The 23,482-nt window shown below is 46.0% G+C and carries 20 protein-coding genes; 4 read left to right on the top strand and 16 right to left on the bottom strand.

Features of this window, described 5'->3' with window-relative positions; translation table 11 throughout:
- Positions 1-40 precede the first annotated feature (40 nt).
- On the top strand, positions 41-1,837 hold the full coding sequence (locus NDA01_RS26085) for a hypothetical protein (RefSeq protein WP_348230275.1): 1,797 nt from the start codon (positions 41-43) through the stop codon (positions 1,835-1,837).
- A 241-nt stretch (positions 1,838-2,078) separates the two neighbouring features.
- Here the strand turns inward: NDA01_RS26085 and NDA01_RS26080 are convergent, their stop codons facing one another.
- Positions 2,079-2,321 (bottom strand): hypothetical protein, encoded by a 243-nt coding sequence (locus NDA01_RS26080; RefSeq protein ID WP_348230274.1) that lies wholly within the window; start codon positions 2,319-2,321, stop codon positions 2,079-2,081.
- A gap of 336 nt (positions 2,322-2,657) precedes the next feature.
- Between NDA01_RS26080 and NDA01_RS26075 the strand changes: the two genes are divergently transcribed.
- Complete coding sequence (locus NDA01_RS26075) at positions 2,658-3,158, top strand: hypothetical protein (protein WP_348230273.1); 501 nt, start codon at positions 2,658-2,660, stop codon at positions 3,156-3,158.
- A 124-nt stretch (positions 3,159-3,282) separates the two neighbouring features.
- Here the strand turns inward: NDA01_RS26075 and NDA01_RS26070 are convergent, their stop codons facing one another.
- From NDA01_RS26070 to NDA01_RS26045, 5 genes are all read right to left on the bottom strand, one after another.
- On the bottom strand, positions 3,283-3,597 hold the full coding sequence (locus NDA01_RS26070) for a hypothetical protein (protein WP_348230272.1): 315 nt from the start codon (positions 3,595-3,597) through the stop codon (positions 3,283-3,285).
- Positions 3,598-3,636: 39 nt separating this feature from the next.
- Positions 3,637-6,141 (bottom strand): type I restriction enzyme HsdR N-terminal domain-containing protein, encoded by a 2,505-nt coding sequence (locus NDA01_RS26065; RefSeq protein ID WP_348230271.1) that lies wholly within the window; start codon positions 6,139-6,141, stop codon positions 3,637-3,639.
- A gap of 499 nt (positions 6,142-6,640) precedes the next feature.
- On the bottom strand, positions 6,641-6,853 hold the full coding sequence (locus NDA01_RS26055) for a hypothetical protein (protein ID WP_348230270.1): 213 nt from the start codon (positions 6,851-6,853) through the stop codon (positions 6,641-6,643).
- Complete coding sequence (locus tag NDA01_RS26050) at positions 6,843-7,325, bottom strand: hypothetical protein (RefSeq protein WP_348230269.1); 483 nt, start codon at positions 7,323-7,325, stop codon at positions 6,843-6,845. The genes NDA01_RS26055 and NDA01_RS26050 overlap by 11 nt, the downstream gene beginning before the upstream one ends.
- A gap of 105 nt (positions 7,326-7,430) precedes the next feature.
- Positions 7,431-7,997, bottom strand: coding sequence for a tyrosine-type recombinase/integrase (locus NDA01_RS26045; RefSeq protein WP_348230268.1), 567 nt, complete (start codon positions 7,995-7,997; stop codon positions 7,431-7,433).
- Between the two features lie 275 nt (positions 7,998-8,272).
- Here NDA01_RS26045 and NDA01_RS26040 point away from each other — a divergent pair, with 275 nt between their 5' ends.
- Entirely contained in the window at positions 8,273-8,500 is a 228-nt protein-coding gene (locus NDA01_RS26040; protein WP_348230267.1) for a ribbon-helix-helix domain-containing protein, read from the top strand.
- Between the two features lie 8 nt (positions 8,501-8,508).
- Here the strand turns inward: NDA01_RS26040 and NDA01_RS26035 are convergent, their stop codons facing one another.
- The 7 genes from NDA01_RS26035 to NDA01_RS26005 form a co-directional block, all read right to left on the bottom strand.
- Positions 8,509-8,934 carry a hypothetical protein gene (locus tag NDA01_RS26035; RefSeq protein WP_348230266.1) on the bottom strand — a complete coding sequence of 142 codons (426 nt, stop codon included), beginning with the start codon at positions 8,932-8,934 and terminating at the stop codon, positions 8,509-8,511.
- Complete coding sequence (locus NDA01_RS26030; RefSeq protein ID WP_348230265.1) at positions 8,927-9,562, bottom strand: ParA family protein; 636 nt, start codon at positions 9,560-9,562, stop codon at positions 8,927-8,929. The genes NDA01_RS26035 and NDA01_RS26030 overlap by 8 nt, the downstream gene beginning before the upstream one ends.
- A 316-nt stretch (positions 9,563-9,878) precedes the next feature.
- On the bottom strand, positions 9,879-13,037 hold the full coding sequence (locus tag NDA01_RS26025) for a type I restriction endonuclease subunit R (protein WP_348230264.1): 3,159 nt from the start codon (positions 13,035-13,037) through the stop codon (positions 9,879-9,881).
- A gap of 23 nt (positions 13,038-13,060) precedes the next feature.
- Positions 13,061-14,758 carry a hypothetical protein gene (locus NDA01_RS26020; RefSeq protein ID WP_348230263.1) on the bottom strand — a complete coding sequence of 566 codons (1,698 nt, stop codon included), beginning with the start codon at positions 14,756-14,758 and terminating at the stop codon, positions 13,061-13,063.
- A gap of 105 nt (positions 14,759-14,863) precedes the next feature.
- Entirely contained in the window at positions 14,864-15,076 is a 213-nt protein-coding gene (locus NDA01_RS26015) for a hypothetical protein (RefSeq protein WP_348230262.1), read from the bottom strand.
- Between the two features lie 197 nt (positions 15,077-15,273).
- Positions 15,274-16,563 carry a restriction endonuclease subunit S gene (locus tag NDA01_RS26010; protein WP_348230261.1) on the bottom strand — a complete coding sequence of 430 codons (1,290 nt, stop codon included), beginning with the start codon at positions 16,561-16,563 and terminating at the stop codon, positions 15,274-15,276.
- The gene (locus NDA01_RS26005) at positions 16,560-18,140 is read right to left on the bottom strand and encodes a type I restriction-modification system subunit M (RefSeq protein ID WP_348230260.1); all 1,581 of its coding nucleotides are present in this window, start codon (positions 18,138-18,140) and stop codon (positions 16,560-16,562) included. The genes NDA01_RS26010 and NDA01_RS26005 overlap by 4 nt, the downstream gene beginning before the upstream one ends.
- 205 nt (positions 18,141-18,345) lie before the next feature.
- On the opposite strand from NDA01_RS26005, the gene NDA01_RS26000 reads away from it, so the two are divergent.
- Entirely contained in the window at positions 18,346-19,035 is a 690-nt protein-coding gene (locus NDA01_RS26000) for a hypothetical protein (RefSeq protein ID WP_348230259.1), read from the top strand.
- A 463-nt stretch (positions 19,036-19,498) separates the two neighbouring features.
- On the opposite strand, the gene NDA01_RS25995 is transcribed toward NDA01_RS26000, so the two are convergent.
- The 3 genes from NDA01_RS25995 to NDA01_RS25985 form a co-directional block, all read right to left on the bottom strand.
- Positions 19,499-20,410 carry a hypothetical protein gene (locus NDA01_RS25995; protein ID WP_348230258.1) on the bottom strand — a complete coding sequence of 304 codons (912 nt, stop codon included), beginning with the start codon at positions 20,408-20,410 and terminating at the stop codon, positions 19,499-19,501.
- Between the two features lie 105 nt (positions 20,411-20,515).
- Complete coding sequence (locus NDA01_RS25990; protein ID WP_348230257.1) at positions 20,516-22,051, bottom strand: hypothetical protein; 1,536 nt, start codon at positions 22,049-22,051, stop codon at positions 20,516-20,518.
- Positions 22,052-22,567: 516 nt separating this feature from the next.
- Positions 22,568-23,482 (bottom strand): hypothetical protein (locus tag NDA01_RS25985; protein WP_348230256.1); only part of this gene is annotated, 915 nt, incomplete at its 5' end.

The following is a 23,482-nucleotide window of genomic DNA, read 5'->3' as shown; positions in this document are numbered from 1 at the left end:
CGGCAGTGCTCCTGCTGGGGTTTTTCTATAGGTGGTTAAAATGAACAACTCTTACAACGAAAGCTTTAGCGCCCTGCTAACTCAAGGCCAGATAGCGGACGCATTTGAGAACCGGATTACTGAGCTGGAACAGGAGGCACACGAGTTCCGCTTAGATGTGGAGTCAGGAAAACTGCTCAGCGCGGCCCTCGGTGTGGTTGGTCTGGTACTCAGCGCCAATCCTGTGATTGCTGTGCTAGGTGGCTTTGGAGTGTGCGGCTATGCGTGGATGGTACTGACGGATTACCAAAAAACGAAGAAACTGCTGCCCATCCCTTGCCTGCGAAAAGGACTGTTTGAACTGTTTGCAGCAGCTGGCGAGTACACCGACACGCGCCAAGTGCAACCGGATGATCTAACGGATGATGTGTCGAGCTGCCTACCTCCAGCCCAGGCGACAGAGTACCAACTGCTAGCTTTAGCGGGCGATCGCCTAGTCCCATTTCTGAAGCAAGTCCCAGCGGAGCGGCGCTTTGCAGCCTACCGTTACACCCTGCGCCAAGTGGCAATCCGTCATGCTCTGCCCACCCTAGAGGAAGCGATCGCGGCCTCGGATGCCCCTGCTTTGCCTGTTGCTGATACTGGCTTAGAGCAAGTTCCACCTCAGGCAGCAATAGAGCTTTTACCTGCTAATGCTGAACAAGCTACCCCTGCTGATACCACGCTCCAACCAGAGGCACTAACGGTGATTCAAGGGCCAGATGAACCAGGCGATCGCCCTGTTGCTGATACGCCAGTTGAGGGAGCGCTAGACCTGAGCAGCGGCACGCTTGAGCAGCGTATTGAGCGCTTAATGGATGCTCTAGAGCGCGATGGTTTCCCCATTGTTCGGCTGATTGATGAGCCTTTCTTGTGGAGCTATGGCGAGAGTCAATCTGGCAAAACGACCATCATCAACTTGGTGAACGCTTGCCGCCTAGGGCTAGGTTTCAAGGTGTCCTATGCCAGCACTGACAACGACTTCCCACCCCTCAAGTGGGATAGGCTAGCCATTGGCGAGGCGAAGTACAAAGATTACCTGAATACCCTTGTGGAACTGGCATCAGAGGCCAAGAAGGGACAACTGGAGGGCACAGCCTTCACCCTGGATGAAATCTTCCAAGTAGTCCAGATTCTTGAACTAGACCTTGGCCCCTTGATGACGGCTGCGATCGCCAAGGCAAACAAGTCTCGCGCCTGCTACAGCTTCATCACCCAGAATGACACCTTGACTGGGCTAAAGCTGGAGGGGGTGAGGGATGCTTTAGAAAACATGCGGGTATTTATCAGCGCTCATGCAGTTCGGCCTGAAAAGCGTGGCCGCCCGCACCCGTCCGGCTCCTACACGGTCCAGTTTGCCAAGCGCCCTCCAGAGAAGTGGACGCTACCAACATGGATACTAACGGATACCAACGGTTATGGAGAGCCTGACCCGGTGCAGTGGATACTCAACCGCTTTCCTGAATTGAGTGGGAGTCAGGTAACTCAAGCAAGACCAGTCGAGCCACAGCATCACGCAGAGACACCGACACCTACCCAAACTCGCCAGCAGTTGGAGAGTTTACTTGCTCTAGAATTCAACGTCACCCCGCAGCTACCCGCAGACTCACAACTGGAGCAAAAAGCGATCGCCCCTCACTTGCAAGCGATCGTGGATTACTTTCAAAAGCGAGGTGAAAGACTCAAGCCGCGAGATGTTTCTAGAGCATCATTAGCCGCATTAAAGAACGTTTCGACTGATGAAATTCGTGGCTACATGGATGAACTTGCCAAGCTAAATGTTTTGCAGTGTGAGGGCGATATTTTCTATTTGAAATAGGGTGCCTTCGTCGAGTATCCGACAATGCCTGACCAGCCGACAAGGAGGGGTAAAAGGGCTGCCGGGTACGAACCGACAAGGGACACGACGCCCGACACAGCAAAACCGACATCCGATGCCCGACAAAGAACGACAGTTATCCGACAACTCACCCGACGAAAAAGCCCCGCTACAAACTTGCGGGGTTTCTATTAAATAAAAAGGTTTTCTAGAAAATTTAATAGGTGCGATCGCATTAGAGCTAATCGCCATCCTTTGCCTTTGGTGGCGCTGGCACTACTATCAATTCCCCAGCTCCAATCTTGGCTAGTAAGCCCGCGATCCAAGGTTTACCTCCATACATGCAGTTGTACTGCTCAGCGATCGCCTCAAGCGCACTCCTAGTCTCATTGGACATCTTCATTGAAATCGAAGGGTTATCCAGCTTCGGACGTTTTCCGCGCCCTAGCTCAAGGTTCTCTTTTTTCGGGTTTGGATTGGGCATAGCGACATTTCCCTAATGGCTAAAAAGATACTACCAGTTTAGGAAATAAATATCCAAAAGTTCTTGACTATATCCAAAACTTCGTGTAACTTTAGGAAAGATAAGAAACGCACCTAGACAACCGAATCAGGCGAAGTAACCCCCAGAGGCTACCGATGCACTAGATCCCTTGAAGCGGGCGGGAGTGAAATCCACAGTGAAGGTAGAGGTAAGGGCCAAGAGCTGATTCTGCATAGCCAACTTAAAGCGCTCCGGTAAGCAAGCCGGCCGGCGGGTGCAACTCCCACCAAGCGCCTAGCCGCCCACGACACATTCAGCGGCATTAAGGAGATTCCCATGAACGCATTAGTTGTTGAAAAGTTTGCCTTCCAGGTTGCTGACACCACCGCGATCGCTGCTCACTTCGCCGCTACCCGTAACTACAAACGGATGTACCGAGAAGGGGCCGAACGCCATGCTGAAACGATTGAGCTTGCCATCAAAGGTCTGGTTGCGCTCTACGGATGGGTGATGCTCCACTTCAGCCCCCCTGAGCCAATGCAACCGATTCTGACCGGAACTGAGGTGATCGCCGTCTTACCTCCAGCAGCGGAGGAACCGCAACGGGTACTGGTTACCTCAGCCCCAGTCAGTGAGAGCGATCGCGTTTTGGTCACTCCTGCCCCAGCGGTTGAGCAACTGGAGGCAATTGATGACTTGCTCGCGATTGAGCCGACTCCACACCCAATCGACTGGAACTTGGCTATCCGACAACTCAAAGCTCTAGCTTCGCTGGAATCAGTCAAGGGCTACTGCAACATGCCCAAGACTCGACTGGTCGAAGCACTGACTACTTAACCTTCGTGCCCTGCTCCGAGGCATTGTATCGGGCAAACAAGCAACAACCGCTCCTGGTTCCTGGGCCTAGGAAACTTCGGAACCAAAAGCGGCGTACAACCCCGACTGGAGATGCCAAATCATGTTACATCAAACGATTAGTCGAACTGCTTCTCTCCCCAGCAAGAATGGAAGCGATCGCGTCTACTACTGCACTCACCCAAACGCTATTAGATACCCGCAGCACACCTACCGTGCGATCGCTCAAATCTCCCACAAGTCGGGCAAGCAGGCTACTGCCGATGTGGTGGTGATCAATCCCTGCTTGGCTGCGATCGACAAGTGCCTTGATGCCGTTCTGGGGTCCGGTTGGCACACTGTCTCCTTCCAGTGGGCTGATACCTCCTTCTAACCAAGCCGCGATCGCTCTACTCACTACTCCACAGAGCGATTGCAGCAATGAAGAGTGATATGCGGTTACATGCTGATATCGGATGTTTTAACTGATATTTGGACGTTCACTCAATATCCTATTTTGAAGAACTTCAAACTCATCGAACCCCTCTAAGTGAATTATCTTTGAACCCTGAACGCTTTCACCTTCTAAGATTTTTTCTTTTTGCTTACGTTGCTTAAAGAAGCATATCTGTGATTCGTATTGTGTTCTTTCATCTTCTACTAACTGATATAACGGGTGAAGATCAAGGATTTGACCAGAGCTATTTAGCATCACTAGATGGTCATACTCAGCTTGTTGCAATTCCTCTAATGGAAAATCATCACTTGCAGTCTTCTCGTCTAAAACTGGAACTGTGCCTTGATAAACCTCCATTCGGCAATTAAGCTTTCCATTTTTTCGATAAAAGGATGGAACGCGCACAATTCGATAGTCTGCTAAAAACTCAAGCCCAGATAGTAAGTTCTCTACAAAAGGTATGGAATCTTCAAGAACTTTGCTCTGTCTACTTTTACTTGCGGTCGCAGTATGAGATAAGCTATTACGAAGCTCTTGCAGATTTTCAGCACATTGAACGAAAGGTGAATTAATTAATTCTGGAACAAATAGCTCTATGCCATTGTTAGCTTTAGCAATAATAATAATTGCATTAACGAAATCAGTTCGTTTAGACATTGAATAGCCGTTGTAGGCACGACGAGCACCTGGGTCTGCAATAAAATATTTGCTTGGATCAAGCGAACGAAAACAATCTGCTAGAACTAAGTTATAGATAAAAAAACTTGCGGCTTCATATACATCTCGAAGCCTTTGTACTTGTTCGTAGACGTTGAATCTTGAGTCTTGAAAACGTTTATAAGCGAATGCAATTGGTGTTGGATAGTTATTTAAAATTTTCTCAGCCAATGGTAATGGTACCAGTTCGGCAGCAAGTTGATGTAGTTGACAAGCAATTACCTCAATTTCATTTTTTTCACCGCTGTTTGAATCAGTGCATTTTTCTAATGACTCAAGAGATGGTAAAATATCTTCTTTCAATTGCCGAATTGTCGTTGCAATAGTGCTAAGCTCCTCAAGTATTGGTGCACTACTAAACCTCGGTATAAAGATTGGTGTTTGGGTTAGAGTCTTCACCGATAATCTAGACATTCCTGCAAGAGAAGATGCAAAGCGTTGAATGATTTTCTGACCACTATCAGACTTTAAGAAATCCACAACATCTGATGGTTTAGCTTTTTCTTGATCAACTCGAACTCGAATAATACTATCAGCAAAAACTACATTTCCTTCTATACTATTTGGAAAAACAATTGCTTTTTTACTTAAGTATTGACCAATTCTAGGTATTAGAATATCTCCAGCTTTAATGAAATACCTCTCATATTTTCCTCGGTCAAAGTTTTGAATTTCCAACTTTCGAGCTGGAATGTTACAAACTTGATTGAAGTTCAAGTCACTTTTTTCCGAAAGATCTCTGCCAGTTAAAAGATAGACCTGTCCGGCCTTCAAGGAGTTTTCTTCCTCAAGAACCTCATATTGAATCTTCCTAAGAGATAAACCCACATCTATTTGAGCGATATCTCCCATAAGAACAGTTTCAAATCCCTCTGGAGGGCCAATATCTACTACCTCATCTTGAATGAGATGTTCAAATATAGGCTTGTTTGGGAAATTTCTGGTAAATGAAATTTTATTGTTAGAGAAGCCTATAACTGCACTTGTATTAAGATAATTAAATTCATCAAGTATTTTATCTACAAAGTTTATATTTTTAGTAATAACAAAATCATAAAAACTATCTTTTTCCTGACTCCCCTCAAATAAACTGTTTTTGATTAAATAGTTAGTCGTAACTAAATGCACTTTAGAATTAAGGTCTAAAGATTGACTCGAATTAGCAATAGATATCGCACAGTCTCCCCTTAAAGAATCAAATAGAAAATGTATATCTTCTAAGTGATCGCTTATATATAAGGTGCGCTTAAAGAAATCACTTTGAGTAAGCTTGTATATAAGCTGTGCGATGACAGCAGTAACTCCTGAGCCTTGAACCATTAAGATGGTCTCACGCTTCGATCCAGCGACTAAGGCGTCTAAAGCCCGACCTAATGCCAATGCTTGATGCAGCTTAGGGCACAAAGAACTAGATGCTGGAGCTACTGGAGCTAATCGTGGCTCGTTTGAGTCTAGAGGCCTACTAAGCCATTGCCAAACTTCTTGAGGACTAGGGAACTGCTCCCAATCTTTTGTATCTTCAGATTCAAGATTGAGGCTGACATAGCTTGTCCCATCTGTGACTATTGCTAACGGCAGCCCTAGAACTTCAGCATAATGTTTAGCCTGATTCAAAGCAAAAGATTTACTAAAGATCCCAGGGGGTTTGGTTTCAACAACTGCTAATGGATACCATTCATGAAGAAGAACAAGATCAAGATGTAGACGCAGCCCGTGAATGGATAATTTTGGCTCTTGCAAAATTTCATTAATATTCCAGCCAGCTTGAATAATTTGAGATTTAACTACATGAATTGGGTCTACTTCAAACATTTTTTGCTAATTATCTTTGGTTGAATCTGTTTGCTAAATTGTAACTACTGCCCTAGGATTTAGGACACAGCTTCCTTTATGATAGTCCTATCACTTCACGCAATGAGACAGCTTTCTAACCAGGTTTCGAATATAGTTTAATTACAGGCTTCTTCGATGGTGAATGGAGCAATCAATTGGCCGTTTCGGTACCCCGAAATCTTTTTGACTCGACCACGATGACCCGATTTGAGGTCATAACTGGCTACAACTTTTTGATCAATGCCCCTCCTAGGCCCAAGCGATTGCCCCCTCTAACTGTACCTCGGACACCCTGAATCACCCGCAGCGGTATTCTGGCACTACTCATCTGGGTCAGAGCAGTTCGTTCAAAGCTGTGGGTACTGCCTCCCACCAACCCCAAGCGATCGCAGCTCTACAACCTTAATCTATTGTTGAGCTCGTCTATATTTGTACTATTTCTGCGCCTTAGTCTTGGTAGTAAAAACTGTGAATTTAATTAAAACGATCGACGAAATGCTTCAATAGAAGCAAATCCAAACATACCTGATAGGAGCGCCGCAACATTTTTTTGCTGAATTAAATCACTACGAGCAGAGATATTAATAGTCAATGCGGCAGACAGACTAGCTAAGAAAATACCAGCCATGAATGCTTGTTTCTTCTTAAGTCTAACCTCTTGCAGAGTTTCATAGTCACTATTAGGAAGCATCTAAATTACCTACCTGAGATTTATTAGCTTCAAGCTTCTGTGATTCTAAAGATAAAGCTTTCGAATCTGGCAAAGCTTTATGGATAGAAAGTTCTTTTTGCTGTTCAAGTAACAAAGCTTGTTGTTGTTTTAAATGTTCCTCAAGCTCTTTAATTGTCTTGCTTTGGATTGCACATTTCTCTGACAACTTAAGATTATCTTTCTCAAGGTCCAGCAGTTGACGCTGAAACCCAAGTTGTATTTCTAATTCTCGAATTCTCAATGTCTGATGAAATTCAATTTCATCAGACTCTCCTCTATCATCCTCATCACGCCTCATGGTAGCAGCAGTAATAGCGGCACCTGCACCACCCATTCCAGCTTCCACTTCACCCTTAGCAATAAGGTATGTGCTAAAACCACCTAAAGCAAGTGCTATGAATATCGGGGAAAAAACAAGGTTTCTAACCCTCGTAAACGTAACCCTACTCATAAGGAAACATATTTGTTTTTCTATACACTAAGGAATTTTGTGGTCTTTACTAAACTGCATGGCTAGGTTCGAAACATTATTTTACTTAGTTACAGCCAATACGTTTCAAAAACTTAAAGCCGTGATCGCCCCTTCCAGTTGTAACTCTGAGACCTCTAAATACCGTTGAAGTGCCTGTAAGCTGCGATGCCCCGATATCTCCTGAATCACCCGCAACGGTATCCCAGCACTACTCATCTGGGTTAGAGCAGTTCGTCTGAAACTATGAGTGCTAACTCCCACCAGCCCCAGGCGATCGCACGTCTCCCTGAGAATCTCATCGGCTGACTTAGGATTGATGTGCCCGCGTCCGTGCCTTCCAGGGAATAGATATTGCTTACCTGCGCCCACCCGGTACGTTTCCAGGTAGCCCTTCAGAACTGCGTTAACCGGAATCTGCCGCGTCTCCTGCTTCCCCTTCGTGTTGGCCTTCCGCAGAGTAATCTTCATTCTGACCCCGGCTGCGTCATAAGCATCGGTGGTGAGCATCGAGCAAGCCTCACTGATACGGCATCCGGTGTAGAGGCAGATGCCAAAGAGGGCACGATCGCGATCGCCCTCAAACGCCTCGAACAATTTCCCAATCTCGTAGGGTGTTAAAACCTTAGCTTGACCGTGACCGTCTACCTTCACTGAGCCGCCTCAACATTTAGCTGAAGTAATGTTACTTTCTTCAGGTAAAACAGTCAAACCATTGATACACCGTTGTTACATCCAAAAAGACAGAGGCAGTTAATCCCAACTTATCGATCGCCTGCTACCCAAAATCGCTGTAACCCTCATTCTGCCGTCAATCGATAAGTTTTACTTAATTCGTTAGCGTTGTTAGCGTCGTTTACGCTTTGGGCCAAAAATATTTGGTTAAGCTTGAAGCATCTACGCTAGCAGCGCTTTCAAGGTGGTCAGAAATGCCAAAGCAGATGATTGGGGCGCGAGTACCTGAGTTATGGGTAAGCAAACTCAAGGCATTATCGGAAACTACAGGTCTGAGCCAAACAGAATTGATTTACCAAGCCATCGGGCAGTACCTGGGGGAGGATGTTACGACTGTTGGCGATCGCCTCCAAACCCTTGAAGGTGAGGTCACAGCAATCAAGCAACGGTTAGGGAAACTGACGGCATTGTTGATGAACTAGCGATCGCTTCATCCTCCCCCACTGATGGCCCGCTTGTAACTCGCCAATAGTTCCTCTTCTGTAACACCTTCGAGTTTGGCGCTGTGCTCAATCAGCATCTCGATCGCCACACGAATTAGAGTGTTGTCTGTGATGCGTTCTCCCTGTCTAGCTCGGCTGCGATTTAGCCTGCGCGTGATCATCGTTAAGGCATCTAACTGCTCTGCTGACAGCCTCACTTCTTTTCGTTCCAGGCTAAGGTATTTGGGAAGTTGAGGAGTTTCAGACTCTGTAAGTTCGGTTGTTTGAGGTTTTGTTTGTTTGGTAGTTTGAGAGTTTGTTTCTTGCGTAGTTTCAAAATCAGCGCCAATCGAAGTTTGAGATTCTGGTTGTTCCAAACTTACAGAGTCTTGAAGTTCGTCATTCAGTAAGTCTGTAATTTTCTTCCTAGGCATCACCCAAACTCCCCACGTCCCTGAGTAGTTCATCTACAACTCGACGAAAGTCATCAGAGGCTTCTTTGGCTCCAGCACCTCGGTATTGAGTAATCAACTTACCCTCGACGATCGCCCGCTCATGAGCTACACGAGCACGAACTACGGCGTTGAAAACTGGAATCTCTTTACTCATCAAGTGGGACTGGATGTCCATCGCCTCATTGATGCGTCTGCTATCCACACGGGACAACAACACCCTGTAGGGTTTGCCAATGGGAGCGATCGCTTGATTAATGGTCCTGGTCAGCTCCCGAATATCAAGGGGTGATGTAGGAGAAGGCAGAATTGAATAGTCTGACAGCTCTACAGTGGTAGCAAGAATTTTGCTGTCGAGCCCAGGCGGGGTATCGCAAATAAGGACGTGGTAGCCGCCTACTTTACGAAGCTTGCTCAAGATCTTTTGGTCACTTTCTTGAGCAACATCAAACGCTGCTCCCGCTTTATCAGCAACCCAAGATAGGCTGCCCTGTGGGTCGGAATCAATAACTAGTACTTTGCATCGCTCCGACAGGACCGTTGCCAGTCCCAGTGCTGTGGTAGTTTTGCAGCTGCCACCCTTTCCGGCTGCTACAGAGATTATTTTCATAACAAAAACAACATAGGCTTGAGAGCCAGTTTGTCACGAACTCTATGAGTTGGAAACTCTTGAACTTTGTAAGTTAGAAAGTTTATAACTTTGAGACTTCGCAACTCTGTAAGTTTGTATCTAGGCGAAATACTCTCAATTTTTCAAGAAGCAGGGGTACTTGTGGTTTGAGAACAATCGCCTGCGAAGCTATACCTGTTTTTTGCCTGTATAAAGGCAAATAGGCAATGCGATGTATGTGTGAAGGTAGCAGAGCAATGTAGGAGGTTGAGCATTAGAGGATTCAATAGAATGCAGGCCTAAAAAAGCTCTGTTCCTAGGCAGCTGAGCTGTAAATACTCTTGCCCCGCTCTTGGTAAGCGTCGTAGACGTGCTGGTAAACCTGCTCACACTTTTGCTCGTAAACTTCGGCTGAGTAGGTTTCTGGGAGTTGGTCCAATCCTTCCTCGATCGCGAGTCTAACGGCTGCTCTGGACTGCTGACGTTTGCGCCAATCTAGTACCAATTTTTCTTGCTTCAGGGTTTCTAAGAGTTGCTTTGCCACTTGCTTGACGGCTTGCTCTTCCTGCTTGGTGAGGGTGAGTTCAGGTTTTGTGAGTAGGTCAAAGATGGCTAGCTCTTCCTCGGCTAAGTTTTCGGCGATCGCCCGTTGATCTTCGGTTTTCAAGTCTTGGGCAAAGGTGACTAGGTCATTGAAGAATTGCTCAACGTTGCGAGAGCCAGCATTGTACTCTTCAATCATTTGCTGAAATTTTTCCAGGTAGTTGGTACGGGTTTTGTTGAGACTTACCATCCGTTGCAGCTTTTGATTGAGAGTGCCCTTGAGTTTTTCGGCTTCGGTGCGAGGGTAGCCTGTGGCAAATTGGGCTTTCAGAGCGTCAAAGTCAACTTGGCTGAGGTCAATGTATTGGCCTTGAGACTCTGGTATGACGAACTTACCTGCAAAGATTGAGTTGTCGAGCAGTTCTTCAACCTCTGCCTTAATCTCAGAAATGTCTACATCAGGCACTTCGTTGCGAATTTCTTGGCTGAGACGACTAAAGAGCGCTTCAGTAGCAGTGAACTCGTTCACGTTGGGGTCAGGCAAGATGGCTTTGTAGAGGCGTTTGACGTTGCCTGCCAAGGAAAAGTAAGTTCGTTTGGTTTCGTCGTTCACCAGAACCGCTTCCACAGCTTCGGCCCACAACTTAGTACGCTCAAAGGCACCCTGAGTGGTTTTGAGCTTCATCAAATCAACGCCCTTAACCGTGCAAAACGTGGTTGCTTCGGCGATCGCCTGCCTAAGTTGTTCTACTAGGGCAGCTTTGGCCTTGACTGGAGTATCGCCTTCTTCAACACCGCCTTCAGAGGCTGAGCCGTAGATCGCTAAGGCTTTTTGAAGGTTACGGAAGACTCCGATATAGTCCACGATTAACCCATTCACCTTGTCTCGGAAGACCCGGTTCGCCCTGGCAATGGTTTGCATCAGGGTATGGTTTTGCATAGGTTTGTCGAGGTAAATTGTGGAGCAACTGGGTACGTCAAACCCAGTGATCCACATGGCACAGACAAACACGATACGTAGCGGATTTTGTGGGTCTTTGAATTTCTCATCCAGCCCAGGAGACTCATGCACTATCCGCTTCCGATGCGGCATGATATCTAGCTCTTTTTCCTTAAAGTCCTTAGCCTCATTCTGGGAAGAAGACACGACTACAGCCATGTCTGTTGCTTCCATGTAGGCAATCTGGGCTGAAAGCTTTTGTTGCTCTGACTCATCAGCGATCGCAAGCTGAGCTTTCAGGTTCTGGAGGTACTGCTGCCAGTAAAGCTGCACTTTGTCGTACATCTTGACGACAGTAAAGCGATCGATCGCGATCACCATTGCTTTGCCTGAGTAGCCTCGGCCCATGAAGTGGCTGACGATGTCTTCAGCAATTTTTTCGAGTCGGTCGTCTCTGGTAATCAGGTGATACTCGCGGCTGAATTCTCGCTCTAGCTTGCGTTCTTCGTCTTCGTCGAGGGCAGCGGCGGCAATGATTTGCTCGATCTCAGCGTTCAGGTCGCTATTGTCGAGTTGTAGTTCTGGAATCCGGTTTTCGTAGTAGAGCGGGACGGTAGCGCCATCTTGGATCGACTGCTGGAAGTTGTAGATACTGATGTAGTCGCCAAACTCTTCTCGTGTCTTTTCCTCACCAGCCATCAGTGGGGTGCCTGTGAAGCCAATGAAGCCAGCATTAGGGAGGGCGTTGCGGAGGTTGAGGGCAAAGGTATCGTACTGCGAGCGGTGGGCTTCGTCTGCGATCACGATGATGTCTGAGCGATCGCTGAGTTTTGGGTAGGTAGCGCCTTTGTCAGTACGGAATTTCTGAATCAGGGTGAAGATGTAGCGGTGGTCTTCGCGTAAGAGCTGCTTCAGGTGTTCGGCGCTTTTGGCTCGCACTTCATTCTCTGGTTCGGTAACAGCTCCGGCGTAGGCAAAGTTTTTGTAGATTTGGCCGTCGAGGTCTTCCCGGTCGGTGAGGATCAAGAACGTCCAGTTTCCTTGCTGCTTCCGCAAGATTTTCTGGGAGAAGAACACCATCGAGTAGCTTTTACCGCTGCCTTGGGTATGCCAGAAAACGCCTAATTTGCCTTGATTCTGCTCAATTTGCTCGACGGCAGCGACAGCAGCATTCACGCCTAGAAACTGGTGATTCTTGGCGACGATTTTGGTGAGATTGCCCCCAGCGGTGTAGAAGAAGGTGAAGTTTTCGACTAAATCGAGCAAGCGATTTTTGTCACAGGTGCCTCGAATGATGGTTTCCAGCGAGATGATCCCTTCTTCACCGTCGCTGTTGATCTTCTTCCAGTCGGAGAAGTGCTCCCACTGAGCGGTAAGAGAACTAATGCGGCTTTTCTTGCCGTTGGAGAGGAGGATGAAGGCGTTATACCAGAACAGTTGGGGGATGGTTTGTTTGTAGTCGGTGAGGTTGTTCTGGTAAGCCTGCTCTAGCCGCTGATGGTGGGCTTTGAGTTCGATGAAGACGAGGGGTAGGCCGTTGACGAAGCCAATGAGGTCGGTGCGACGGGTGTAGATTTCACCTGTGATCCAAAGCTGGGAGGCTAGCAAAAAGTCGTTATTGGTTGGGGTTGTCCAGTCGATGACTTTGAGGGTTTCTTCTTGCTCTTCGTCGTCATTGGTTTTGAAGCGAACCTTGACCCCGTTCTTGAGTAGTTGGTAAATCTCGCGGTTGGTGTTTTCTAGGCTGGTACTGCGATCGCGTACTAACTCATCGATGGCAAGCTGGATCGCCTCACTGGGCAAGCCTGGGTTGAGTTTGGTGAGGGCCGAGCGCAGGTGGGGCACTAAGACAACCTCGCTCTTGGTTTCTCGACCCAGTGGGTTATTTGCCCCGCAAACCTCGTTCATACAGTCAACGGTTGCCCAACCCATCGAAGCAAACAGGTCAATGGTTTCGTTTTCCAGGGCTTGCTCGGAATCAGGATGTGCCATTGTTACATCTGAACAATAAGGATTTACGCGCTCAAAGTATTAGCAACAGAATCAAGGCATCCTACTACAGCATCAACGCACAAATTCCATACAACTCTCGGTGTTTGAGACGCTGGAGATGCTCCCATGAGTTGAAAAGTCTTTTCAATATTAGGACCGCCAATGTGCGCTGCATTAATACGGAGATCATTAAGCCCAACTAAGGGTGCAGTTACTGCACGAGCCTGGGCTTGATCTAGTCCTTTAGCTATCAAAATTTTCTCCAGGAGCTTGATTTGGCGGAGAGAGCTATCCACTGTTCCACCCAAGTTAACTAATGCAGCTCGAAGAGAATCAGTTTTCAAAGTTTCAGCTACCCATCCATAAAGGATTTTAGTAAGGTCGAGTACTTCGGAGAATTGACCACTAACTGGCCCGACGCTGAGTTTCTTTAGCTCTTGCTCAGATGGCTGGTGAGTTTGCAAAAGTTCAACAGAAAACTTAGCCTGAAAAATGCTATTCAGGCGCGAGCGAGTATTACTGATTAATTCAACTGTTCCAGGCGAATGAGGAGGGTTCTGCTGCATTCTGGTTTGGAACATCTCTTCACAAACCTCCCCGCTTGGTAATGAAGAAAAAGAGGCCCAATATGCCTGCTCTGAGAGACTTAAATTGGCTACGTCTGGTGCAAAAGCGTTAACTAGCCCTTGAGAGTTAATACCTATATCAATGCTTTCGCTAGTAGGAGTAGAAGCAAATCCCCAATTTTTCATGTGAAAAAAAGCTTTATACTCAGGATTTTGAATATATTTCTGTAGTACTTCAGGACGGAAATAAAGATAAACTGGTTGATCGAATTCCCTTAGATTAGATTTAGCTCCTTCACTATTAATAATGAAGCGTGGTAAATCACCTTCTTGAACAGTAATTTCTCCGGAGTAATACCAAGGAGTTCTTTCTACTTTTGGCAGTTGATAGGGATAGACTAAAAAATTACGCCAAAGAGTTGAACGTCCCTGATAGTAGCCATGTGCCGTGAATTCAGCGGGATGCAAGATTTTTGAGATAGAAGTTAATTCATCAATCTTCTCTTTTTGAGACTGGCCTAGTTGAAGCTCTTCTTCTATTTCAGCATTAGCAAAACGGTCAGCAACTGTACAGATTACCAACCCCATGCCCACAACAGAGAGAAAGTCCTGCAAGTAATCACAATAGGTCCAACTTTTAGGAGCTGGATCATAGTATTTATGAGTTTCAATCTTAAATTCCGTGACGAGAATTTGATCCAGAGGATGATAGTAACATTTTGACTGCTTCTCTTCTAAGCAATGGTAAATTACGAAATCCCGACGTAGCTCTATAATTAGCTCATTTGTAATAGGATGTTTCCTGGTCAAGAGCCAGGGATGTAAGTCAAATCCTCGATTATTAGTAAATTCACCAAAGCTAAAGTTATTTTCAAAATCCCAGCCTGTATCAAATACGATGTCGTGTGGAGTTAAAGTCTTAGCTGCATCTTCAAGTTGTTCCACTGGAACTAGTACGGAGCGGACTAACCACTCTTCAGAAACCCAATCCTTAGAGTGGTTATCGTTTTCTTCGTAACTAAAAAAACCGTCAGTTAAAATATTTGTACTTACTGTTGGATGGTAAGGAGATCTATTTTTATCTAGATAGCTAAACCAAGAGTGCAAATCCCTTTTGTTTGACATAGTTTCTAGAAAATAAGAAATAATACTCAACTTCTTGAAAACCTAGAGCATAAGTCATACAGCCATTGGTTATGCTCTACGATCGCCCTTAACTCAACCCACGATCGCCCGTTTAGCCTCAATGGCTTATTCAGCCTATTGATTCATGTTTACTTTTTCATTGCAATGCGGGCAATAAATACTTTTGTCATCCAATAAGCCGCCTATAAAGTTACCTAACGCTGCGCCTGCAATGCCTCCAAGGATTAACCCCGGAAGGCCACCTGCAAAACCAATTCTACGGCCTATGACAATCCCAATTCCACGGCCTATGGCTTGACCTGCCATACCGCCCGCAACACCACCCACGCCAGTTCCTACATTCTTGCCTGTATCATCCTGCTAAGGTGGATCAAATAGCTCATGGCAATGGGGGCACTCAATTCTGGGCATGAATAAATCTCCTGAGACGATTTATAGATCATTTCCAGGCAGAGATGCTGAATCCCGGATTGCTCTTATATACTTGTTTAACTTCGTAACTCCGTTCGCGCCTTTATCTCAATTCAAACGGCGATCGCCTCTCTAACTTCACTTACTTCTTCAACTTCGATCGCTTTACCCTCCCTATCAATCTCTAGATTTTCTACATCAACCTCACCTGAAATAAGCTTGGTCAAGAGAAGATCACGGCTTTGTCTGAGATTTTCATTTCTCCGTATTAGATTCCTTTTCAACGCAAGCATAGGTTCAACATGATAGTTAAACTGCTGAAGCATTGAGGAAGAGGGAATTACTATGGGCAAACCGTGAATATCATTTCTATTTAGAGTTGGGACTGCTGCGCCTGAATTGTATTGCTCTAATCCGAGACTACTTAATAAGTAGAATGCGTAAATTGGAGTAGCTTTTCTAAATTCTTTAACCCATAGAGTTGTATTGAGAGGCCAAAAATCCTCATTAACATAGATAACTGTCCCTAAAGAACCGCTTCGACCAGTTACGACGCCTGGAGCTTTAACCTTTACTTCATTGTGAGTACCTGTGATTCCAGTAGATGCGTAGATAGGAATACTACCTTCCTTTCGCTGCTTCGTCGGTAAATCAAAACCTCTCTGAAGAACTAAAGCATCCTCTAAACTACCAACTTCCCAGCCTTGAGGAATCAACCCTAGTTCTGAATCAACTAGTTTGGTCTGCTCATGACCAGGAAAGCGGAATCTGACGAACCACTCATCGTGGAGCGATCGCGCTATCTCTTCTAAGATTTGAATGCGTCTTGTGTTATTTTTAATCAGGCGATCGTAATTTGAAAGAATATTGCAAATTTTATGCTGTGTACTTATAGGAGGTTGAGGCAACCTTAATTGCAGTAAGTTAGTACCAGTAATACCAGATACTGCTGTTTGAGAAGCTATAGATGCCATTAAGGCACGTCCCAACGGTGAACGAAATAAGTAGTAGTAAAACTCAGGGCTTGCTTCTTTCTTATTCAGCCTTGCTCGAATAATTGAAGACTCAAATGTAGTTTTCTCTAAAGGCTTAACTACAAGTGAGCATTTGCCAGAACCCTCAAGAACAAGAGAGCGGCGTGCAAATAGTAAGTCACCATCCTCTACAAGATATTTCTCAAGCTCTTTAGGGTTAAGTTCAACTCGCTTCATTTCTTGGTTGGAAATGAAGTCATAGTCAAACAACTCACCCATATTAATTATCTTTTGGCCTCGGCCATGAAATTCCTTCTTCTTATAAATTCCATTTCGTGTGGGTTCAGCCAGCAATTCTTCAAATCGTTTGACTGACCACCCTGCTGGTAGTTTCTTTATAAAAGGAAGAGGTTGTTCTGGTGAGTTCATACAATTCCTTCCAACAAAGTTGCTACATTCTCAGCAATTTGGTCTTCTAGCTCTCTTGCCTCAGCATTTAGAACTTCTAACTCTTCATTCAACTCTTCCAACCGCTCGGCAAAGTCGAAATCCTCAACTGCTCGTTCTGCCACACCCACATAACGGCCTGGGTTCAGACTCCATCCTTGAGCTTCAATCTCTGCTAGAGTTGCCACCTTGCACAAGCCCGCCACATCCCGATACTCACCATCCGGGAACTGCTCATCCAGTAGTGCTTGGCTGCCGTTGGTAATCTCAGGCAGCTCACCTCGATACAGCCGGACAATATTGGTTAGAAACTCAATTTGCGCCTCAGTAAAGTCTCGATGGGCACGGTCTACTTGGCGGTAAAGGTGCCGTGCGTCGATAAATAGCACCTGGTCTTTGCGGGCCGTCTGTGTCTTGGCCTTGTCCAAAAACCACAGCGTGCAAGGCAGCGTCACTGTGTAGAAGAAATTTGAGCCGATGGCGACCATTACGTCCACCGCTCCCGTCTGAATCAGCTTTTGGCGAATCTCTAGTTCCGAGCCTCTCGCATCACTGGCAGAGTTTGCCATCACAAACCCAGCTCGGCCCTTGTTATTCAGGGCACTGTAAAACAGGTGAATCCAGATGTAATTGGCGTTGTCTGCCTTGGGTAGCCCAAACGCCTTAAACCGAGCATCCGTCTTCAGCCGTTCCTTATCCACCGCATTCACATTAAATGGTGGGTTCGCCATCACAAAGTCAAACTGGCCCAAGCACTTGTGGATGTCGTCGTAGTAGCTGTTCCCCTCCAGAATGCTCCCTAGACCCGACAAGCCATGCACTGCTAGGTTCATCTTGCAGAGCTGCACTGTCTCACCCACCCGCTCTTGCCCATATAGGCTGATTTCAGCGTTGGGGTCTGCCTTCTTGCGCGTCTCAACTAGAACCGCACTCTGCACAAACATGCCACCTGACCCACAGGCAGGATCGAAAATACGCCCGTGGAACGGCTCAATGATTTCGACAATCAGCTTAACCAGAGAGAGGGGGGTAAAGAACTCGCCTCCCTTCTGTCCCTCACTCCGAGCAAACTCGCCCAAGAAATACTCGTAAATCTTGCCGAAAACATCCCCCTCTTGGCCTTGGAGTTCTTGCTGAAAGTTCAGCTTCTTCAGCAACTCAACCAGCAAACTATTTTCAAAGCTGGTGTAATTCCTCGGCAGTACCCCAGCCAATTCTGGATTTTCTTCCCCAATGGCCTTCATCGCTTCGTTGATCGCCTTGCCTAGGTCAGTTCCTTCTGGCAGCTTCAGCAAAGTCGAAAACCGAGATTGCTCTGGCAGGTAAAGCACCCCTCGTGCTTGGTAATCGAGCTTGCCTACAGTGCGCCGTCGTCGGGAACCCTCCTGGGCTTGGGCCAGCTCTTTCTCAGCCTGGGTAAACTTATAGTCCGCATAGCACAAGAAAATCAGCCCCAACACAGGCACCGAATACTCCGAAGACTTCAGCTTCGAGTTCGCCCGGAGTGCATCCGCTGCTTCCCAGAGACGCTTTTCAATCACAGAATAGTTCGCTGCCATCCAACACTTCGTACCTAGTTATTCCCCAACCACATCCCGCAAAAACAGGACGTTTAGGCATCGTATCGAAGTATGGGGGCAAATTAGCACTATCAGTGTCTATAGAGCACATCATTACTCTAGGTCTACTTCTTAAATTTTCGTGTAACATTAACAATTTACAAAGCAAGGAAACAAGAGATTGGAAGTCGGATACAGACGAGAGATGCTGGAAGAGCTATTGAATGGCTTGCTAATTCTAGAAAAGTTCGATGAGCCGCCGGAAGAAGTAGCAAGACATTTCGCTGATTGGTTAAGTAGAGTCGCTGTAGCTCTAGAAGTTGCACAGATGACTAGTGAGCTTGCCATGTGGAATCAGGCCATATCAGGAATGCGCATCAATCCTGATGAGTCTTCATTTTTGACCCAAATGCACTCCATGAAAGCCATTCTTCTAGGTCTCCTAAGCGGTGGTAGACCAACCAATGGTCTTTTTCCTATAGAAATTGTGGAAGCAGCGGTGGAGAATAGACGGCCATATATTAAAGACATCACCTTACAAGTCAATGATTGCTATGAAGCGGGCTGTTATGATGCTTGCTTGGTAATGCTTAGAAAATTGATCGAATCACTCATAATAGAGTGCTTTGAGAAAAATTCATTAGCAGAAGAAATAAGAGATGGCAATGGTCATTACTACCATTTAAGAAATTTAATCCCAAGATTTACCTCTAAAAATAAGACTACTTGGAACCTTTCCCGAAACCTAGAACAAAGCTTACCGACCTTAAAGGATGTAGGTGACTTGTCCGCTCATAGCCGTTATTACCGAGCCAAGCAAAATGATGTTGATAGATTCCAAAACAACATTCGATATGCTATCCAAGAATTAGTTGATATCGCCTTTGTGAGGTAAATCTAAACTTTGAGAATCTTACTAGTAAGCTTCTAGTTTCACTTGCTATAAGTGGTTTTTCTTTGCTTGTAGAAGGTTTCTTTTATTTCTATAGGTATCAAACATTTAACCCTCCTAAAGATCTAGGAGGGTTAAATACATTCTCTGAACCCTGAAAATTAGTTTTGGAACTAACTTCGTCACTATGGTAGTGGCATTTAATGATGCACATTATTCCCTGTGACGCAAAGTCCTCTTAGCTGAGGGGAGTAGTCAGGGAAAGGGGGTCAACCAAAAAATCTTTCAAGATATCGACCTCCTTTCGAACTATGCTTTGATGCTAGCACATCAATTTGCAAGTTGGTTGAGGGTAGTTCGGAGGTGATTGTCTGATGTTGGCCGCACTTTTCAAATCACTGTTTAAGGTACCCCAGGAACACAAAAAGACCCATAAGCGGGGCTGTGAAAGTGAGCTATGAAACCGCTAGCCAACACCTACTTGCCGAAACGAACCCATAGAACCCTCCTTATTCCGTTGTTGCTGGATGGCTTCCAAGCGGTCTAGTGCTTCATAGAGATCTCGGTTAATCTCTCGCTGATACCGCATGAATCGTTCCGGGTTTGGTACTTCCTGGGTAGTTGTGTTCGCTTGCACGATCGCTTCCTCCACTGCTGCTATCTTAGCTAGAGCTTGATCAATCTCAGCTACTTGCTGCCTAGCTAGCCCAATCAACTTCTCAACACGGACGATCGCTTCAGCCAAGTTAGCTGTGTATTTCCGCTTTCGTCCATTCCAACTCGCACACAGCCATTCATCAAACTCATCCCGATACCGCTCGACCTCCGCTACTTTACTTTCAGGCGAGTAGTTTTCACTGAGCGAGTCTCTGAAAGCTTCCAGCGTTTTTGCCTCACCTCGCTCTTCTTGGTGTGCCAGGTCAAAAGTTAGGTCATGAATGAATGCCTCTAAAGCATGCTTCTTCTGCTCTAGCCCTTGCTTGCATGGAGTGCGCTTCTCCCGGTACTTGTCGAATGAGTCTAGCTCCACTTCCGCAGGAATAACGACATCAGGAAAGCGAGCCAAACGCTGTGCCTTCAAAATCTCAACATTTGCAATCGCCGCTTCGACTGACCACAGCCGATACTGCTTTAGCATCCCCATCGCCACTTGTTGAACCAAGAAATGCTCAACTGGGGTCTCTGGTTGATATTGGTCAATCAAACCTTGCACCAGCCCCTCAAACGTCTCTAAATCCTCCGTTATCAATAGAGGGGACTTCTGGGCTAGCAGACCGTGTTTTGTGGCGTTACGGCTCGCGATCGTCTTACCTCGCTCGGTTACAGGCCCGCGAGACTTCCTGCCGTTCAAACGTGAAATTTCTGGGCTAGAAACCATATAAACCTCCTTTAACAATTCCGCTAGTTACACGTTCACCGCCATCAAGATCGAACCTAGGCAAGTGGAAGAGACAGTCCACGGATACCTGTCAATTTCAAGTTTTCATCCGTGTTCCTCCCGTATCTCTGATGTAGGTGTAATCAAATTATTTGGAGCCACTAACTGCCACTTGGAGTCGGCGGGCACACGAGAACGCTTCTTCAGCTCTTTAGCAGCAAATAAACAGCCATATATACTTAGTAGCTTGTCGTGTGTAATACCTTGCCCTGTCTTACTTTGAAGCTTTTTGTATACGGAGTTACAAACCCTTGAAAGTCTTGCAGGGTGAGCTATTACAGGCAATTTCTGGGTTGGGAACGTTATTGTTGCGCTCGCTGAATCATTTACAGTTCCCTTGAAAGCGGGTATTACCTCTGATTGCAGCTGCTTGCAGTCCCATAAGACTTGATATTTGTAGATAGTAGTCAGGCTACAACGGGAAATGTCATGGATACGGTTCACTCTTGCTGTGTTGCCTGGTGGTAAACAACCATCTTCTGCCACAACTTGAGCGATCGCATCTCGAATCTTTTGCTCCGCCTGTTGCTGTTTCTGCTGATTTGATGGCCCAGCAGCAGCTTTAGTCTCAGTGTTCTGTCTAGAGTAAAGTGGGTGGTAGTGGTTACTCTTGCGATTAGTCTTGATCCAGTCCCTGATTACCCGTTTAATATTTCGCTGGTGTCCACAGAACCTTTTGTAACCAGATGCTTTAGTCAAAGTTTCGATTGCAAAAGTTTCAACCTCACACCACGAAAAACCTTGAAAAACTCTGCCGTATGCACAAGCAGCCTTAACCATAGTTTGGGTCTGCCTTTCACCAGTCCAACCAGTTTTTAAAGTTTTTTCTAAGCGATCCAGCCACTCTTGAGCAGAACTATCCTTATTCTTTGGTGATTTGACTGCTGCCAGCGACTGCTGCCACGTCCTCAGGTCTTGGCCTGCTGCGGCTGAATGCCACTGTTTGATAAACACCTCTAGATGGTTTGTCTCTTCCTGGAACTCCTCATTTAAAAGGTACGAGCCTTTTTGTAGTGGTAAGCGGTGGCCGTTATACTCAGGAATATAGCCTGCCCTATAAGGAATATAATTCGGAAAGATTTCTAGCTGCCCTGGCTTCATCTCAAAGCCTGCATCTTCGAGAGTCATTTTGACTAACAGAGCTACCTTCCAGAGAACGAACGGCTCGGTTAATGGGAAATAAATATGCAGACCTTGTGAATGACTAGAGCGCACAATTAGGTATCTACATAACCCTACAAGCTCTAAACAACCCAGGATCTCAGCGATCGCTTCTCTGTTTTCAGCTGGATGATACTGGCTACCAAAATCAACGTCCAGAACAAAATATTGAGTCTCCTTCCAAAACCTCACCCCAATTACCTCATCTAGGCTTTGCCATCTTTCATATAACTGTCGAGGTGTTAGGGATTCCTGAGGTATAGCTGTTAACCAAGCTAACTTACCTTTAGCTGTGGTGTTCTTGGCATAAATAAAACGCTGAAGGTGAAAAATCGAAAACCACCTTAGGATGGCATTATCATCACCATTGCCTGAGCAAGCATAGTTTGTACGCTGGTTAACTTTGGTATGAGAAGGCATAATCTTTAAGTATCGTAGATAGTTCCCTTTCTTCCTGAAGAAGGTCCAGTCTACTCATGGAGAGCCTGCACGACTAAAACATGAGTAAATAAAGCCATAGAATAAAACCCTTTGTTATTGACCTAGCTAACGTAAGTTGATCAATGAAGGGTTTTGTTCTACATGAGACTGAACCCATCAAGTACTTCAAGTACAAGTGTTCTAGTTTAATTGCTGTACTTAATATAAAGGAAGAAAAGCAATAATCAATTTAGAACATAGCGATTTTTGTGTAATTTCTACCCTTGGCTATCTTTTAGGCAGAGATCACTCTACTTCATCAAGTACGGATTTATAACAAGTCTCAAGCCTTTGCAAAAATTGAAGGGCACTCACTTCAATTCTTTTCTGTGACATAAGCTTGGTGATGTTTTGGCTAACAATGACAGCATTCTGCATGAGGTAGCAACGTATTTCCTCAGATGCTTATGGGATTCACCCACTCAAAAAACATCTCCTTTAAAGGACGAATAATACTCACGCGATCGCTTCCTGTACCAAAGTGAGTTCATCGAGTGGAAATTCTCCGAAGCCCCAACCATTTAGCTGCTTCACTTTTGCAGTCTGCCCCGCGATCGCTTGAATTACCCACTTTCCTATAGAGCCAACGCGGGTTGCGATGTCACCAGGGCTTAATGGTGGCCCTTTCAATGACAGCTGTTCCATCTCTACCGGGGGCAGCGTAGTCACAACTTTTTGTGGTTGATCATTAGAAAAAGTTGTGACTACGGTATCAGAGTGATACGGTTCTGAGGCTTGCTCAGCCATCAAGTCCCCATATTTGCGGGTGAGCGCAGTAAAAATGGCATCGCGATCGCCATCGTGATAGTTGCTCAATTGCCAAATGCGCTCCTGTTGCCCTCGCCCTCCCTCTTTGCGAATCACCTTCGCTTCGTATCCGAGCTTCTTGTGAAACTTGTTGAGTATTTTGATAGCGCTATGCTCTCGATTGATTGTGAGGCCCAATATGCGGCGGATTTCGTTGCTATTCCACAATGCCCAAGTTTTGAATAGCTGAACTTTCTCGTCTGACTCTCGATACTCAGCGTCACTCAGCAGGGAGAGATAACCAGAGCGGTTCATCAGGTCTGCGATTAGCGAGGTTTGCCGCACTTTGGGCAACCAGACAAAAGCAGCCTTCTCAATCTTGCTGAGGAACGATCGCCTATCGATAAGCTTGGCAATCTCCGGGTTCTGAATCATCCAGAGCAGTTCGGATTGCTTGAGAAACCGCCCTTGATTCTCAATGACTGCTTTGAGCAGAAAATCTATAGTTAGTTCCAGCCCTGGCAATTTATCCTCTAGCAGGCGCTTCTGAGCCTTTCGGCGTTCATCCTCCGTGCTGTTGTTACTCTCCAGAATGGTGAGTGCATGAGAAACAGTGATATCAAA

This window comes from Trichocoleus desertorum AS-A10 (assembly GCF_039962155.1).
Taxonomy (GTDB): domain Bacteria; phylum Cyanobacteriota; class Cyanobacteriia; order FACHB-46; family FACHB-46; genus Trichocoleus.
Note: the sequence above shows the minus strand (reverse complement) of the source record. Positions and strands in the feature narration are given on the sequence as shown.

What these genes read in the sequence shown, in the direction of transcription:
- NDA01_RS26085 (WP_348230275.1), top strand. Translation starts at nt 41, where the DNA reads ATGAACAACTCTTACAACGAAAGCTTTAGCGCCCTGCTAACTCAAGGC.
- NDA01_RS26080 (WP_348230274.1), bottom strand. Translation starts at nt 2,321, where the DNA reads ATGCCCAATCCAAACCCGAAAAAAGAGAACCTTGAGCTAGGGCGCGGA.
- NDA01_RS26075 (WP_348230273.1), top strand. Translation starts at nt 2,658, where the DNA reads ATGAACGCATTAGTTGTTGAAAAGTTTGCCTTCCAGGTTGCTGACACC.
- NDA01_RS26065 (WP_348230271.1), bottom strand. Translation starts at nt 6,141, where the DNA reads ATGTTTGAAGTAGACCCAATTCATGTAGTTAAATCTCAAATTATTCAA.
- NDA01_RS26055 (WP_348230270.1), bottom strand. Translation starts at nt 6,853, where the DNA reads ATGCTTCCTAATAGTGACTATGAAACTCTGCAAGAGGTTAGACTTAAG.
- NDA01_RS26050 (WP_348230269.1), bottom strand. Translation starts at nt 7,325, where the DNA reads ATGAGTAGGGTTACGTTTACGAGGGTTAGAAACCTTGTTTTTTCCCCG.
- NDA01_RS26040 (WP_348230267.1), top strand. Translation starts at nt 8,273, where the DNA reads ATGCCAAAGCAGATGATTGGGGCGCGAGTACCTGAGTTATGGGTAAGC.
- NDA01_RS26035 (WP_348230266.1), bottom strand. Translation starts at nt 8,934, where the DNA reads ATGCCTAGGAAGAAAATTACAGACTTACTGAATGACGAACTTCAAGAC.
- NDA01_RS26030 (WP_348230265.1), bottom strand. Translation starts at nt 9,562, where the DNA reads ATGAAAATAATCTCTGTAGCAGCCGGAAAGGGTGGCAGCTGCAAAACT.
- NDA01_RS26025 (WP_348230264.1), bottom strand. Translation starts at nt 13,037, where the DNA reads ATGGCACATCCTGATTCCGAGCAAGCCCTGGAAAACGAAACCATTGAC.
- NDA01_RS26010 (WP_348230261.1), bottom strand. Translation starts at nt 16,563, where the DNA reads ATGAACTCACCAGAACAACCTCTTCCTTTTATAAAGAAACTACCAGCA.
- NDA01_RS26005 (WP_348230260.1), bottom strand. Translation starts at nt 18,140, where the DNA reads ATGGCAGCGAACTATTCTGTGATTGAAAAGCGTCTCTGGGAAGCAGCG.
- NDA01_RS26000 (WP_348230259.1), top strand. Translation starts at nt 18,346, where the DNA reads ATGCTGGAAGAGCTATTGAATGGCTTGCTAATTCTAGAAAAGTTCGAT.
- NDA01_RS25995 (WP_348230258.1), bottom strand. Translation starts at nt 20,410, where the DNA reads ATGGTTTCTAGCCCAGAAATTTCACGTTTGAACGGCAGGAAGTCTCGC.
- NDA01_RS25990 (WP_348230257.1), bottom strand. Translation starts at nt 22,051, where the DNA reads ATGCCTTCTCATACCAAAGTTAACCAGCGTACAAACTATGCTTGCTCA.